12 protein-coding genes and 1 other RNA gene are annotated in these 14,185 nt (G+C 60.9%); 5 read left to right on the forward strand and 8 right to left on the reverse strand.

Annotation, left to right across the window (positions count from 1 at the left end):
• The first annotated feature begins 399 nt into the window (after window positions 1–399).
• Complete coding sequence (locus DMZ65_RS03800; protein WP_116597502.1) at window positions 400–711, forward strand: YciI family protein; 312 nt, start codon at window positions 400–402, stop codon at window positions 709–711.
• Window positions 712–842: 131 nt separating this feature from the next.
• On the opposite strand, the gene rnpB is transcribed toward DMZ65_RS03800, so the two are convergent.
• The 5 genes from rnpB to gatC all read right to left on the reverse strand — a co-directional run bounded on the left by rnpB (window position 843) and on the right by gatC (window position 4,487).
• Window positions 843–1,264, reverse strand: an RNA gene (gene rnpB / locus DMZ65_RS03805) — RNase P RNA component class A.
• A 12-nt stretch (window positions 1,265–1,276) separates the two neighbouring features.
• Window positions 1,277–2,020 (reverse strand): N-acetylmuramoyl-L-alanine amidase, encoded by a 744-nt coding sequence (locus DMZ65_RS03810; RefSeq protein WP_500048333.1) that lies wholly within the window; start codon window positions 2,018–2,020, stop codon window positions 1,277–1,279.
• A complete protein-coding gene (locus DMZ65_RS03815) occupies window positions 1,978–2,676 on the reverse strand; it encodes a hypothetical protein (RefSeq protein WP_116597619.1) in 699 nt (232 codons plus the stop codon). Before DMZ65_RS03815 ends, DMZ65_RS03810 begins: the two co-directional genes overlap by 43 nt.
• A 36-nt stretch (window positions 2,677–2,712) precedes the next feature.
• Window positions 2,713–4,200, reverse strand: a complete 1,488-nt coding sequence (gene gatA, locus DMZ65_RS03820) for an Asp-tRNA(Asn)/Glu-tRNA(Gln) amidotransferase subunit GatA (RefSeq protein WP_116597503.1) — start codon at window positions 4,198–4,200, stop codon at window positions 2,713–2,715.
• A complete protein-coding gene (gene gatC / locus DMZ65_RS03825) occupies window positions 4,200–4,487 on the reverse strand; it encodes an Asp-tRNA(Asn)/Glu-tRNA(Gln) amidotransferase subunit GatC (RefSeq protein ID WP_116597504.1) in 288 nt (95 codons plus the stop codon). Before gatC ends, gatA begins: the two co-directional genes overlap by 1 nt.
• 219 nt (window positions 4,488–4,706) lie before the next feature.
• Between gatC and DMZ65_RS03830 the strand changes: the two genes are divergently transcribed.
• Both DMZ65_RS03830 and DMZ65_RS03835 read left to right on the forward strand, forming a co-directional pair.
• Entirely contained in the window at window positions 4,707–5,399 is a 693-nt protein-coding gene (locus DMZ65_RS03830; RefSeq protein ID WP_116597620.1) for a metal-dependent hydrolase, read from the forward strand.
• 120 nt (window positions 5,400–5,519) lie between these two features.
• Window positions 5,520–6,524 (forward strand): GT-B fold glycosyltransferase domain-containing protein, encoded by a 1,005-nt coding sequence (locus tag DMZ65_RS03835; protein ID WP_116597505.1) that lies wholly within the window; start codon window positions 5,520–5,522, stop codon window positions 6,522–6,524.
• A 193-nt stretch (window positions 6,525–6,717) separates the two neighbouring features.
• Here DMZ65_RS03835 and DMZ65_RS03840 read toward each other — a convergent pair whose 3' ends face one another.
• Window positions 6,718–7,293, reverse strand: coding sequence for a hypothetical protein (locus tag DMZ65_RS03840; RefSeq protein ID WP_116597506.1), 576 nt, complete (start codon window positions 7,291–7,293; stop codon window positions 6,718–6,720).
• A gap of 284 nt (window positions 7,294–7,577) precedes the next feature.
• Between DMZ65_RS03840 and DMZ65_RS03845 the strand changes: the two genes are divergently transcribed.
• Window positions 7,578–8,870 carry an O-acetylhomoserine aminocarboxypropyltransferase/cysteine synthase family protein gene (locus DMZ65_RS03845; RefSeq protein WP_116597507.1) on the forward strand — a complete coding sequence of 431 codons (1,293 nt, stop codon included), beginning with the start codon at window positions 7,578–7,580 and terminating at the stop codon, window positions 8,868–8,870.
• 211 nt (window positions 8,871–9,081) lie between these two features.
• On the opposite strand, the gene DMZ65_RS03850 is transcribed toward DMZ65_RS03845, so the two are convergent.
• Window positions 9,082–9,777: an SIMPL domain-containing protein gene (locus DMZ65_RS03850; RefSeq protein ID WP_116597508.1), complete on the reverse strand. Its 696-nt coding sequence runs from the start codon at window positions 9,775–9,777 to the stop codon at window positions 9,082–9,084.
• 221 nt (window positions 9,778–9,998) lie between these two features.
• Between DMZ65_RS03850 and DMZ65_RS03855 the strand changes: the two genes are divergently transcribed.
• Window positions 9,999–12,809, forward strand: coding sequence for a hypothetical protein (locus DMZ65_RS03855; RefSeq protein ID WP_157960552.1), 2,811 nt, complete (start codon window positions 9,999–10,001; stop codon window positions 12,807–12,809).
• 215 nt (window positions 12,810–13,024) lie between these two features.
• Here the strand turns inward: DMZ65_RS03855 and hppD are convergent, their stop codons facing one another.
• Window positions 13,025–14,122: a 4-hydroxyphenylpyruvate dioxygenase gene (gene hppD, locus DMZ65_RS03860; protein WP_116597510.1), complete on the reverse strand. Its 1,098-nt coding sequence runs from the start codon at window positions 14,120–14,122 to the stop codon at window positions 13,025–13,027.
• Window positions 14,123–14,185: the final 63 nt, after the last annotated feature.

The following is a 14,185-nucleotide window of genomic DNA, read 5'->3' on the forward strand; positions in this document are numbered from 1 at the left end:
CCCGAGTCAACCAGTTAGCCGGGTATCTCATCGAAAAAACCCTGTTTTGCTGTTAGTTGATCCAAAACTGCGCGCCAAGCCACCATTTTTGTTGTCCGACTTGGCGTTTGCGTCAACATAGGTTCGAAGGCAGCCGCTGAAAGGTCCGGCTTGGCGAAGGTTTCTGCACCTGCGCTTGTGCCCCGTGCTTGGGGTCGGCATGATCGGAACCACGCGCGCGGCACCGAAAACCATGCTATGATCTCGCTGGACGCGCTGGACGAAGATCGCACACGGCTTGTGCTACCCTAGGAATGGCTGGAACCCGCCCTCGGCGCGGCTTATCGGGTGCCGGCGGCACAGGCCCTGCAAAGCATCCATCCCGGCCCTCGGGCCATTTACTTCAAGGAAGGAAATTTCATGCCAAACTTCATCTTTGCATATCACGGCGGCAAAATGCCCGAGACGGAAGAAGAAGGCGCGGCAGCGATGGCGGCCTGGGAAGCATGGTTCACCGAAATGGGCGAGGCGGTGGCCGATCCCGGAAATCCGGTGGGCATGTCCATGACGGTGTCCTCGGGCAGTGTTGCCGACAATGGCGGGGCGAACCCGCTTTCGGGCTACACCATTGTCACGGCCGACAGCCCGGAAGCGGCCTGCGAGATGGCCAGGGGCTGCCCGATGCTCAAAGACGGCGGCACCGTCGAAGTGGCCCCCATCATCGAGATGTGATCCACGCGTCCCGGTCATCTGGCCAGGGTGCCCATATGAGAACAGCACGATTGGCCTGAACACGGCGGCCCTGTGACCGGCAAGAACGACACCTGCCCTTGAGGCAGCGACGGATGGTTTTGTGGTCAAATTTGCGCGGAGGGCCTGTAAGCCGGATTCTGTTCCCCCGGGGCCGAAACCCCGGGTTCGATGACCATTCCTCTACGGCGCCTGTCGCCAGACGCCTTTAGCTGCCAACCCGGACCTCTGGGCTGAAGCAGCCCTGCGGTGATGTCGGTTGCCCGCTCATCCCGCCCGAGGTCCCTATTCGGCATTGCTCCCGGTGGGGCTTGCCATGCGGCGCGTGTTGCCACGCCCCCGGTGCGCTCTTACCGCACCGTTTCACCCTTACCCGTCATAATCTCCTTTGGCGTACCTCCGGTATGACAGGCGGTCTGTTTTCTGTGGCGCTTTCCGTCAGGTTGCCCTGCCCGGGCGTTACCCGGCACCGTTGCTTCAGGGAGTCCGGACTTTCCTCGGAACATTGCTGCCCCGCGGCCATCCGGCCCTCCGCGCAAGCGATCTGTTAGGCGTTGCGCGCCACCGGGTCAACGGGATAGTCACGCGCAACCTTCAAAGCCAGCGCTCTGTCGGCCCGCGACGCGGGCCCCGTGGCGGCAGGGCGATAACGCAGCCGAAAGGCGGCGAGCTTGGTCTCCATATCCGCGTCGGACGTATAGCCAATCGCTTCAAGCGTCTTGCCAAGATCGTCAAGCTCGGCTGGAGTATTACCGCCCTCAGCCTCCAAATCGTCCACCGGCCAAACCGCAAGCCCCTGTCGCGCCAGCCGCCGCCAGTCGAAGCGCGGACCGGGATCTATCTTGCGGCCGGGGGCAAGGTCGGAATGGCCGATGACGCGCTCTGGCGGCACCTGCCAGCGCGCCGTGATGCCCCGCAACAAATCCTCCAGCGCGGCCATCTGCGGCTCTGGGAAAGGCTCTGCGCCGGTATTGGCCAGCTCTATCCCGACAGAGCGGGAGTTTACGTCCGACACGCAGCCCCAAACCCCTGCCCCGGCATGCCAGGCACGCATGTCTTCATCGACCAGTTGCCAGACCGTGCCGCGCCGCGAAATCACATAATGCGCGGAAACCTCGGCCTGCGGATTGCACAGCCAGTCCCGCGCCTCTTGGGCGCTGGTCATTGCGGTATAGTGAATCACCACCATATCCGGCCGGGCACCATCGCGCCGCGGCCCGAAATTGGGCGAAGGATGCAATAGCGGTGTCAGTTGACCGCGCGCACCGTGCGGAACGGTGCGGGATCCCAAGCGCAGGCATAGCCGTCGCCATCCGGGTCAAGCCCCTTGCGGTCCTTCTGCGGGCCGCCATTGGCCAGAAAATCCTCTTGCGCCAAATCGGCCGAAGCAAACCGGGCACAGTTGCGTTGGAATTTCGATTGGGCGTTAAAGCCGGACCGGCTGAAGATCGGTGTCCCCTTGGGGTTGGACGTCCGCAGCGCGTATTCGACGATATTCGGTCCGCTGGACCCGCTGCGCGTCGGCAAAGCGGTGGGTTGCACGACCTCGTATTGCGCGCGGTTGCGTGCGATCAGGGCGGCGTCGCTTTCAATGCTGCGTTCGTCGGACACGGCGTTGAAATCGTTCTCGTCGGAAATGCCCGCCGCGTTCGACACAACTTGGGGCGCTGCGTTGGTGGGCGACGCGTTGACTGGTTCTACGCCGGAGTTTTGTTCGGCGTCGTCAGACAGCGCGGCACGCGCCGCGTCTATCGGATCTGGCGCGCCTTCGGTGATCGGCCCCTGACTGACGGCCGAAACCGGCGGGATGGAACTTCCCTCCAGGGCGACGTCGCGTCGGGCGCGATCTTCGTAACTTTCAAAACCGGCCCCCGCGCCGCTATCTGGAATTCCAGGCTGGCAAGCGCCAAGCACAACCAGCGCCAGACCACTAAGTAAAAGCCGCATTTTGTATCCTGTCATCGGTTCACCGGGTTCCTGCGTCTACCACCATTTTCCGGGTTTTGCCATAAATCCTGCTGCAGCCTCCAGCGCGTAGGCGGTATTAAGCAAATCGCCCTCTTCCCAAGGCCGTCCGATCAGTTGCAGCCCCATCGGCAGCCCCTGCTTGTCCTGCCCCGTCGGTACGGAGATCCCCGGCAGACCGGCAAGGTTCACGGTCACGGTGAACACATCGTTGAGGTACATCTGCACCGGATCTGCCTCGGCCATCTCGCCCAGACCAAAGGCCGAGGACGGCGTGGCCGGTGTCAGGATCGCGTCGATCCCGGCGGCAAAGACATCCTCGAAGTCTTTCTTGATCAGCGTGCGGACCTTGCGGGCACGGTTGTAATAGGCGTCGTAGAAGCCCGCCGACAACACATAGGTGCCGACCATGACGCGGCGCTGCACCTCTGGCCCAAACCCTTCGGCGCGGGTTTTTTCATACATCTCGGTGATGCCGTCACCCTGCGCCAGCGTCGCGCGGTGGCCGTAACGCACCCCGTCATAGCGCGCGAGGTTCGAGGACGCCTCCGCCGGGGCGATCACATAATAGGCGGGCAGCGCGTATTTCGTATGCGGCAGCGAAATATCAAGGATCTCTGCCCCGGCATCGCGCAGCATGTCAGCGCCTTCGGCCCACAGCTTTTCAATCTCGATGGGCATGCCTTCCATCCGGTATTCTGCCGGAATGCCGATTTTCTTGCCATTGATGTCTCCGGTCAGCATCGCCTCGAAATCCGGCACTTGCAGATCGGCAGAGGTGCTGTCCTTGGGGTCGTGCCCCGCCATGGCACCCAGCACGATGGCCGCATCACGCACCGATTTGGTCATCGGGCCCGCCTGATCCAGCGAGGACGCAAACGCCACGATCCCCCAGCGCGAGCAGCGCCCGTAGGTCGGCTTGATCCCGACAGTGCCGGTAAAGGCCGCAGGCTGCCGGATCGACCCACCGGTATCCGTACCCGTCGCCGCCAGACACAGATCCGCCGCAACCGCACTTGCCGAACCACCCGAAGAGCCGCCCGGCGTCAGCGCCGTGTCGTCGTTGCCGCGCCGCCAGGGGTTCACGGCATTGCCATAGCACGAGGTTTCGTTGCTGCTGCCCATGGCGAATTCGTCCATGTTCAACTTGCCCAGCATCACCGCGCCCGCATCGAAAAGCTGCGCCGACACGGTGGATTCGTATTCCGGCTTGAAGCCTTCAAGAATGCGGCTGCCGGCCTGGCTTGCCACACCTTTTGTGCAGAAAAGATCCTTGATCCCCATCGGGATGCCGCACATACCCGGCGCATCCCCCGCCTTGATCCGCGCATCGGCGGCACCGGCCTGTTCCAATGCCAGTTCCGGCGTCTTGTGCACAAAAGCGCCAAGCGCATCGGCACCGTCGATGGCCGCAATGCAGGCTTCGGTCAGTTCCACGCTGGTCACTTCGCCTGCGCGCATCGCGTCGCGCGCCGCCGCAACCGTCAGTTTTGTCAGATCGCTCATTATTCCACCACCTTCGGCACCGCAAAGAAGCCTTCGCGCGCATCGGGCGCGTTCGCCAGAACCTTGTCCTGCTGATTGCCGTCCGTCACGCCATCCTGTCGGCGGGCCAGACGCATCGGAGTGACGGAAACCATGGGTTCCACGCCATCCACATCCACCTCGTTCAGTTGTTCGATAAAGCCGAGTATGGTGTTGAACTCGTCCGCCAATGCGGGCAGTGCGTCGTCTTCCACTTTGATGCGCGCCAGTTTGGCCACACGCGCGGCAGTCTCAAGGTCAATCGACATGGAAAGCCTCCGGTTTACAGGTCAGGCCTGCATTTACCGCCCACATGGACGCCCTGCAAGCAGATGCCGCATATGCCCCGCGCATTTGACCACAAAGCTCTGTTTCATGGTGTTGCCGATGGGCTGTCATTTGCGCGGGCCGCTGCATCAGCGGCATGGCTGGACCCCTGCAAAAACCGTGCTAGGGTTCGGAAAACGCGGCAAAACTGGAGAGAACACATGAAGATCATCTGGCTTGGGCACGGATCGTTCCGCTTCGAGATCGGCGGGCTGACGCTGCTGCTGGATCCGTGGCTGACCGGCAATCCAATGCTGAGTGAAGATCAGCACGACGCGGCCACAGACGGTGCCACCCATATTCTTCTGACCCACGGGCATTTCGACCATGTGACGGATGTCCTGCCATTGTCGCGCAAACTGGGCGTGCCGGTGGTGGGACAATTCGATCTGATGAATCACTGGGCCGAAAAGGAAGGCATCGAGACCGTCGGCTTCAACAAGGGCGGGACGGTCGATCTGGGCGGCGTGAAGGTGACGATGGTCCATGCCGTGCATTCCTCGACCTTCGGAACGGAGGATGGGCCGCGCGTGGCGGGCACCGAATGCGGTTTCATGATCGAAGGCGAAGGCCACACGATCTATGCCTCCGGTGACACGGATGTGATGGCGGATATGAAAATCTTCAACGACCTGCACCAGCCCGACATCGGCATTCTGTCAGCGGGCGGACATTTCACCATGGACATGAAGCGCGCCGCCTATGCAGCCAAGACGTTTTTCGACTTCAAGACCGTGATTCCCTGCCATTACCGCACCTTTCCGATCCTGGAGCAAAGCGCCGAGGTGCTGGTAGAGGCGCTGCCCGATGCCAAGGTGATCGAGCCGCAAGTTCTGGAAGCGATCGAGATCTGACAACACGCAAACGCCCCGGCCTGAATGATCTGCAAAGCATCGGGCCACGTTGCGCCGCAGGGATTTCAACCTATAGTGCGGGCAAAACCCAAAAGGCACAGAGCGAACGGACGCCCGAACATGGCCACGCGCGAGCGGCAGGACCAGACCGTCAATATTCTGATCGTCGGTCAATCCGGACGGTTGCAATACGAGTCGCTGCTCTTTGCAGCCTCGTTGCTGGACGGGCCGGACACCCTGCCCCACAGGTTGATTCTCGCAGAGCCGCAACCCGGCCCGCTTTGGCCAAACGATCCGCGGATCAAGCAATCCGATGTCCGCGATCTGCTGGAACAGATGGGGGCAGAGATTCGCCCGTTCGACAGCCAGCATTTTGGCCGGGATTATCCTTACGGCAACAAGATCGAGGCGCTGTCGGTTCTGCCAGAGGATGAGCCGTTTGTGTTTTTCGACACGGATACGCTGATCCACGGCGATCTGGGCACTGTGCCATTCGATTTCGACCGCCCCGGCGCGTCTTTGCGCTGTGAAGGCACATGGCCGAAGATAGAGCTGTACGGTCCCGGCTATACAGAGATCTGGCGCGCGCTTTACGACCGGTTCGGGCTGGATTTCGAACGCTCGCTGGACCGCAGCCAGCCGGATGAATACTGGCGGCGCTACCTCTATTTCAACGCCGGATTCTTCTACTATCGCTGCCCGCGCGTCTTCGGGCAGCGTTTTCTGGACTACGCGCTGGAGATCCGCGACGCGCCGCCCGCACCATTGGTTTGCCAATCCTTCGACCCGTGGCTCGACCAGATCGCGTTGCCGTTGGTCATTCACTCTCTGGGTGGCGGTCGCGACAGCCTGCCAGAAGGGTATCTGGATGGTGAGGTGTCATGCCATTATCGCGTCCTGCCGCTGCTTTACGCCCGCGAATCCGACCATGTGGTCGAAGTGCTGGAACGGATATGCGCGCCCAATCGGCTGAAGAAGGTTCTCAAGCAATATGAGCCGATCAAACGCATCGTCTATCAAGGACGCGGCCGGAAGGTTCGTGCCCTGTTTGACCAGAACAACCTGCCGACCCGCGAACAAATGATCCGCAATCAGATCAAACGCGAAGGTTTCTGGATGCGCTGAACCGCCAAACTGGCCGGGCATTGCCTTGGTCGATCTACCATGCCGATCTGATGCGCCCAATGTGTCGGCGTGCATCACCACATAGGAACCATCAGTTCGATTTTCTGACAGCGGTATTTATCCGCTCCTGTCAGTCCCGGCTGGGCAAAAGTGCTCCCCCGGACGCCCCTTGAACTACAGTTGTTTTTGACCGTTATGCAGCTTTTTCCAGCAACGTGTAGGTCGAGATCACCTCGCCCGCGACCTGGGCGCGAGCGACCCGACCGGTCTCGGACTTCTTGCCGCGTGCGCCGACTGCCTTCTTGATGAGGCGGCCCAATTGCTGGTTCAGCGGCGCTTGCGCACGGCCGGGTTTGCCCTCTGCATCTGCGCCAATGGCGATATTATAAAGCTCTGCATATGCCGCGTCCTGACTTGCCGAGCGCATGACTGTCAGGATGAAATGCTCGTCAAACCGGCCCGCCGCGTCGATCATGCGCGCTAATTCCACCGTATGATCGATGACGGCGCGCTTCGCTCGCAACCGCTCTGCCAGTGCATTCCCCGGCTCTGCGTTCTCAAGCACATGGTTTTCCAGAACCTTTTGCATCAGATGGCCAAGTTCCATGCCTTGTTTCTTGGCTTCATCGGCAAAAAGTTGACGCACGTCGGGTTCCAGGCTGAACGACACTTTCGTGGCCTGAGCGATCCGCCTCAGCCGACGTTTGCGCTTTCTGGCAACGTCGGAACCGCCTGTCGGGGATGTAGCCGTTTCTTCGTTGATTTCCATGACAGGATCTCCAACTCAACATACAGGGAAAGTATGTAAAGGGCCGCCAATCTGTCAACGAAACAGCGCCGAATCCGGCCGTAATGTCGGCACAAGTTTAAACAAAACCAAGGCAAAATGCTGACAGGCGCAGGTGTCGCCGGCCACACGCAATAGTCCCCCGGCATTCACTGCGCGTCCCGAAGCCGATCCAGGCAGGCGGCTCTTGATGCTCACAGATATTGTGCGCGCTCGGTGGATACCTTAGGCATCTCGGGGACAATGCAACGAGGGAGACCAGCTCAATGACAGACGCCCCGAATTACGGCTTCGAAACTCTGCAAATTCATGCGGGTGCGCGGCCCGACCCGGCCACTGGTGCGCGCCAGGTGCCGATCTACCAGACCACGTCCTATGTGTTCCGTGACGCAGATCACGCGGCGGCGCTCTTCAATCTGCAGGAAGTGGGGTATATCTATTCCCGCCTGACCAACCCGACCGTCGCCGCGCTGCAAGAGCGAATCGCGACTCTGGAGGGCGGCGCAGGTGCGGTGTGCTGCTCCTCGGGCCATGCGGCACAGATCATGGCGCTGTTCCCGCTGATGGGGCCGGGCCTGAATGTCGTGGTCTCCACGCGTCTTTATGGCGGGTCGATCACTCAGCTCAGCCAAACGATCAAGCGTTTCGGCTGGTCAGCAAAATTCGTGGATTTTGACGATCTTGATGCCGTCTCCGCAGCAATTGACGACGATACCCGTGCCATTTTCTGCGAATCCATTGCCAATCCCGGCGGCTATATCACCGATCTGGATGCCATCGCCAAGATCAGCGATGCTGCGGGCCTGCCGCTGATCGTCGATAACACCTCGGCAACGCCCTACCTGTGCCGCCCGATTGAACACGGTGCCACGTTGGTCGTGCATTCGATGACCAAGTATCTGACCGGGAACGGCACCGTCACCGGCGGATGCATTGTCGATTCGGGCAATTTCGACTGGTCCGCATCGGGTAAATTCCCGTCGCTGTCCGATCCTGAACCCGCCTATCACGGGTTGAAATTCCACGAAACCTTCGGGCCTCTGGCGTTCACCTTCCACGGCATCGCCATCGGATTGCGCGATCTGGGCATGACACTTAACCCGCAAGCCGCGCATTACACCCTGATGGGGATTGAAACGCTGTCCCTGCGCATGGAACGCCATGTCACAAATGCCGAAAAGGTCGCTGGCTGGCTGGAGACTCAGGACAGCGTGGAAAGCGTCACCTATGCAGGTCTGAAATCCTCGCCCTATCACGACCGGGTAGAGCGGATCTGTCCCAAGGGTGCGGGCGGGTTGTTCACGATCCAGTTGAAGGACGGCTATGACGCCTGCATCAAATTCGTCGACAGCCTGGAGATCTTCAGCCACGTCGCCAACCTGGGCGATACGCGAAGCCTTGTGACCCACGCTGCCTCGACAACCCATCGGCAACTGTCAGATGAACAACTGGCAGCCGCAGGTGCCGGACCGGATATAGTGCGTATCTCGATCGGCATCGAAGATGCGGACGACCTGATTGCGGATCTGTCGCAAGCCCTGGAGAAGGCGTCGGCCTGAAACTGCGGGCGCGCGGGTTGGATACAGCCCGCGCGCCCGTTCGTTCAGAGGAAACGTTGGAAATGCGCGTGCCGGGCTTGACCCGGCACCTCTTGTTCCCGGCATCGCTTGTTCATCGACACCCAAGCCCTACCCTTGGCGCAGAACAGGGCCCGGACACGTCCCCGCGAGTCAAAATATCGCGCAACCGCACGGAAGGAAGATCACTGATTTATTCCGCGATCTCATAGACGATCTGCACGTCGGCCGAAACGTCCAACTCTCCGGCGGCAACAGGCACGGAACCGCGCGCCATCGACATTTCCGCCATATACGGCCCCGGCGATCCCCCCCCGCGTTCAACAAGCGACTGTACCGCGCCAAGGGTGACACCCGCGGCCTTGGCATAGAGTTCCGCCTTTGCGCGCGCATCGGCCACGGCAAGTTGCCGCGCCTCATCCATCAACGGACGCGGCTCCTGCAAGCCAAAGCTCAGCCTGTCCAAAGTGTTCGCCCCGTCCGATACGACGGCATCCAGCACCTCGCCCAGCCGGTCGAGATCGCGCAACCTGACCGTCACACCATTTGACGCCGCATAGCCTGCGATGCCCGGAGTTTCCGTAGTCCCTTCACGGTAGTTCTGCCGCAAGGGCGACAGCGACAACCCGGATGTCTGGATATCGCGCGCCTCGATTCCCGCCTCGCCCAACCGGTTCAGAATACGCTGTGTAATCTCAGAAGTTTCCCGCAGTGCTTCGGCGGCTTCTTTGGCCTCTGCCGCAGCACCAAGCCTTAGCGTCGCCATATCGGGGGCAGCCGCCACACGCCCTTCGCCCGTGACCGTGATCTGCCTTGGCGCAGTTTCCTGTGCCGTCGCCATGCTGCCCGCAAGCAGCACCGCTGTGGTCACCCATGCAAAAAGTCGCATTCTCTTTACCCTTTCAGAATTCGTGTCTCGCGGCGGATATTCTATCCGGCGCGGCCCCGCTGCAACCTCTGTCTTTCTTGTCTCGGCAAAGAGTTGCCCCCATGTATAAAAGGTCGGAGCAAAGACTCCCAAACCCACCCGAGCAGTGATAAAAACCCGCCATGAAGACAAACTATGCGCTGTTACTGTCATTTGAAGGAATCACCCTGGCCCGCCGGACAATGGCTGGCTGGCTGAGTGTTGGTGAAGTTGCACCCGATTCCGACGATCTTGCTGCGGCGCTGCAATCGCTCCGCCGCAAAGCCCAGGCACTGTCTTCGGATGCAGAGCGTGTCAAACTGGTGATCCCGAATGAACAGATCCGGTATCTGACCTTGCCTGCTCGGCCACGCAGCGCTGACGAACTGAATGCCGACATCCGCGCGGCACTGGACGGCGAGACCCCCTACCCCGTTGACGATCTGGTATTCGATTGGGCAGAGCTTTCGGATGGTTCGGTCCAGGTCGCCGCCGCGGCGCGCGAAACACTAGATGAGGCAGAACAGTTCGCAATATCGCATCAATTCACCCCGGTCAGTTTTGTCGCGGCCGCACCTGACGGGGCGTTTCACGGCGAGGTGTTTTTCGGCCCCGCAAGCGGCGGCACCAACGGCGCGACACCTGCCCGCGACGCGCAGCCTGTCCGTCTTGTCACCGCCCAGCCATCCGCGCCCCCGCCAGCGCCGAAATCCGAGGATACGCCCGAGGATCACGTCGCTGTCAGCACCACAACAGATGGCACCGCCGATGTGGCAGGCGATCGCATGGATGAAGCTGTCCCTGCCGCTGACCGCCTGGACCCATCCAGCCCAGGAACGTCCGCACCCGAAACCTTCGGCGTCGACGCGTCCCGAACCAAACCCGAAACATCGGACGACCCGGCAAGCCGGCCGGCAGACACGCCCCTAAAGCCACGGAACCGCCCCCGCAGCACTGGCGCAAGCCAAGCGGCTGCCGCCACATCGCCGAACATCCAAGCCGGGCCTGCCCCGCAACTTCCCGAGATCGACACACCCGAACGCCCCGCGACACACAGCGATAGCGCCTCAATCGTCGCGCCAAGAACAAACGCGAACGGCCCTGCACAAGCCCCCAAAGCGGCCGCATCGGGCCAGCATGAGTCCGCGACCGACGATCGGCCATCCAGCAGCCGCCCCGGCCCCGACAGCATCCGGGCCAGCAGACCCGCACCGGATGCGCCCGTCCCGAAACTGTCCGGCACGCGATTCAGCCCCCCCGATACCGGCCGCGCAGCACCGCGCATTGACCCGGTGGCAGACCCCACGTCGATGGCAAAGCAAGTGGCAGCCCGACGCGACACTCTTGCTGCGCATGTTCCCGATGACGCCACCGTCGCGCCAATTGCCAGCCTGACAAAAAAACCTGCCGCTCCGACTGATCCCGCCTTGACGGCCCCGGAAAAGCCCGCAGGGAAAGCCGGTTTTTTCAGCCGCAGGAATGCGCGCCAGAAACAGACAAGCACGTCATCCACGCCGCGCAAGACAAGCAGCGCCCAACCGCCATTACACAGAAAACCGGCGCAGATGACGCCTGTGCAGCGGCTCGCCCAAGCGGAACCGACGGTCAAAATATCCGGATCCGCTTCGGAAGACCCGGTCACAGCGCCCACCCCCACGGAAGACGAAGCCGATCGCCTGACGATCTTTGGCGCCCGTCGAAATAACGAAAAGATCGGTGGTAAGCCGCGTTACCTTGGATTGATGCTGACTGCGGCGTTGATCCTGTTTCTAGCAGCAGTCGCTGCCTGGGCTGCGGTTTTCGTCGATGAAGGTCTTGCACGGTTTTTCCGGTCCTCGCCCGCACCTTCCGCAGTGGCGCAATTGCCGGATCTGCCAGCCATTGATTCTGTCGATCCATCCGAGACCGAACCTGAACCCGAGCTTGAAACCGCCTCGCTCGCGCCGGATCTGACCGGCGAGGCGGATCAACCCGGATTGCGGACCGATACAACGCCGACGCTTGCGGCACCTACTCAGTCCGAGGCGCTGACCCCTGAAGAGGCCGAGACCACCTATGCCGAAACCGGGATTTGGCAACGCACCCCGCCGGAACCCGGCCTGCCCGCCGAAGTATCGTTGGACGATATCTACGTCGCTTCGATCGACACCAAAGTGCAGCAATTCGATGCTGTCGCGCTGCCCGCCGTTGACGGGTACGGCACCGATTATGCCATGCTCAGCCCTGCCTCGCCTGCGGCAGCGGGAACGGAATTCACTCTGGATGACCGTGGTCTTGTGATCGCCACGCCGCAAGGTGCGCTGAACCCCGACGGTATCTTGATCTATTCCGGGCGTCCGCCAATGGTGCCGCCGACCAGAAACGCCACGCCAGACACCACAGCACAGTCAACGCCCGAAGAAGATGCGCAGCTTGAGGTTCTTTCTGACAAACGACCCCGAGCCCGTCCCGGTGATCTGATCGAGAAATCAGAGCGGGCAACACTGGGTGGGCGCTCGTTGGCGGAATTGTCCGGCCTGCGCCCGAAGCAACGTCCCGAAGCCGTTGTCGCCCAGTTCGAGGCGATTGCAACGCTGGAGCAAGAGCAAGCAAACGCCCTGAACTCCGCCACTGCCCAGGCGGTAAGCCGGTCTGTAATCCCCGTTGGACGGCCCAGCAACTTTGCGGCAATCGTGAAGAACGCTCGGGCCACGCCACAACCCCAACCCGTGACAAGAACGGCTTCGGCAGCGACCGTCGCGCCGCGCACGGTCGCCCCCAGAATCCCCTCTTCGGCCAGCGTAGCGCGTGAGGCCACGGTCAAGAACCAGCTTAACCTGAACCGCGTCAACCTGATCGGTGTCTATGGTGCCCCATCCAGTCGGCGGGCGTTGATCCGGCTATCGAACGGGCGCTACCAAAAGGTCAAGGTTGGCGACCGGATCGATGGAGGGCGTGTCGCTGCCATTGGTGACGCAGAACTGCGTTATGTGAAAAGCGGCCGCAACGTGGTCCTGAAGATGCCGCGTAGCTAAATCTGCGTTTCAAATGCGGCGGTAAGAGCGGCTCCGTACCAGCCCGAAACCGCTGACCTCACCATATTTTCGAACAAAAAGCGCCCTGCCCGGTTCGGCAGGTCTTGGTGTCTCGGCTCTATCTTGACGTCAGCCGTCATGTCATGCGCGACCGCCGCAAATCAGTCACGCGACAGGGACAGCCCACGCTGTGTCGCATGAGCTGTCTGAAGATGCTATTCGGTTGTGTCCAATTCGCCCGCGTCGATCTGTTCTCGCTCGATCGACTCGAACAGCGCCTTGAAGTTACCCTCGCCAAAGCCGTCGTCGCCTTTGCGCTGGATGAACTCGAAGAAGATCGGCCCGATCACGGTTTTGGAGAAAATCTGCAACAGGATACGGGTTTCGCCGCCATCCACCACGCCTTCGCCGTCGATCAGAATGCCATATTTCTTCATCCGGTCGATGGGCTCTTCATGCCCGGTCACGCGGTCAAAGCTCATGTCATAATAGGCGTCTGGCGGGCCGGGCATGAAGTTCAGCCCGTTATCGGCAATCCGGTCGGTGGCATCGTAAATGTCATAAGCACCCACCGCGATATGCTGGATGCCCTCGCCGTTATATTTCTTCAGATAGGCGACAATCTGGCCCTTCTCGTCCCGGTCCTCGTTGATCGGAATGCGGATACGCCCACAAGGCGAGGTCAGCGCACGGCTGGTCAGTCCGGTGAATTTTCCCTGAATGTCGAAGAAGCGGATTTCGCGGAAATTGAACAGGTCGCCGTAGAATTTGAACCACTTGTCCATGTTTCCTTTGAAGACGTTGTGCGTGAGGTGATCGAGGTAGTAGAACCCCACGCCGCGCGGCTTTGATTGCTCCAGCCAGTTGAACTCCTCATTGAAGGGCGAGGTTTCGTAATACTGGTCAATAAAGTAGATCAGGCTGCCACCGATCCCCTTGATCGCCGGCACATCCATGGTCTTGTCACTGCCTGTGTAGGGCTCTGCCCCTTTGGAAACAGCGTGATCAAAGGCGTGCTTTGCGTCCACGACCCGCCACCCCATCGACGGCGCGCAGGGGCCGTGCGCGTCAACAAACCGCGCGGCAAAGCTGCCGGGTTCGGCGTTCAGGATGTAGGTGATGTCGCCCTGCTGCCACAGCTCGACATTCTTGTTTTTGTGCCGGGCGACCAACGCATAGCCCATACGAGCAAATAGCGTGCGCAACTTCTCTGGCTCTGGATGGGCAAATTCGACGAATTCAAACCCATCCGTGCCAGCGGGGTTTTCTTCGGTGATCTTTGATTTCGGGGCGTCGTGCGGGAAAGGTCCCATTATCGCGTCTCCAGCTTCAAATTCATGCTGGCGCTACCTTATCGCATATACGTCCGGAATTCT

Origin of the sequence: Primorskyibacter marinus, assembly GCF_003313245.1 — a bacterium.
Taxonomy (GTDB): Bacteria; Pseudomonadota; Alphaproteobacteria; order Rhodobacterales; family Rhodobacteraceae; genus Primorskyibacter; species Primorskyibacter marinus.

Coding starts and splice junctions, on each gene's coding strand:
- DMZ65_RS03845 (WP_116597507.1), top strand. CDS start 7,578: ATGACAGACGCCCCGAATTACGGCTTCGAAACTCTGCAAATTCATGCG.
- DMZ65_RS03830 (WP_116597620.1), top strand. CDS start 4,707: ATGAAGATCATCTGGCTTGGGCACGGATCGTTCCGCTTCGAGATCGGC.
- DMZ65_RS03850 (WP_116597508.1), bottom strand. CDS start 9,777: ATGCGACTTTTTGCATGGGTGACCACAGCGGTGCTGCTTGCGGGCAGC.
- DMZ65_RS03800 (WP_116597502.1), top strand. CDS start 400: ATGCCAAACTTCATCTTTGCATATCACGGCGGCAAAATGCCCGAGACG.
- DMZ65_RS03855 (WP_157960552.1), top strand. CDS start 9,999: ATGGCTGGCTGGCTGAGTGTTGGTGAAGTTGCACCCGATTCCGACGAT.
- DMZ65_RS03840 (WP_116597506.1), bottom strand. CDS start 7,293: ATGGAAATCAACGAAGAAACGGCTACATCCCCGACAGGCGGTTCCGAC.
- gatC (WP_116597504.1), bottom strand. CDS start 4,487: ATGTCGATTGACCTTGAGACTGCCGCGCGTGTGGCCAAACTGGCGCGC.
- DMZ65_RS03815 (WP_116597619.1), bottom strand. CDS start 2,676: ATGCGGCTTTTACTTAGTGGTCTGGCGCTGGTTGTGCTTGGCGCTTGC.
- gatA (WP_116597503.1), bottom strand. CDS start 4,200: ATGAGCGATCTGACAAAACTGACGGTTGCGGCGGCGCGCGACGCGATG.
- DMZ65_RS03835 (WP_116597505.1), top strand. CDS start 5,520: ATGGCCACGCGCGAGCGGCAGGACCAGACCGTCAATATTCTGATCGTC.
- hppD (WP_116597510.1), bottom strand. CDS start 14,122: ATGGGACCTTTCCCGCACGACGCCCCGAAATCAAAGATCACCGAAGAA.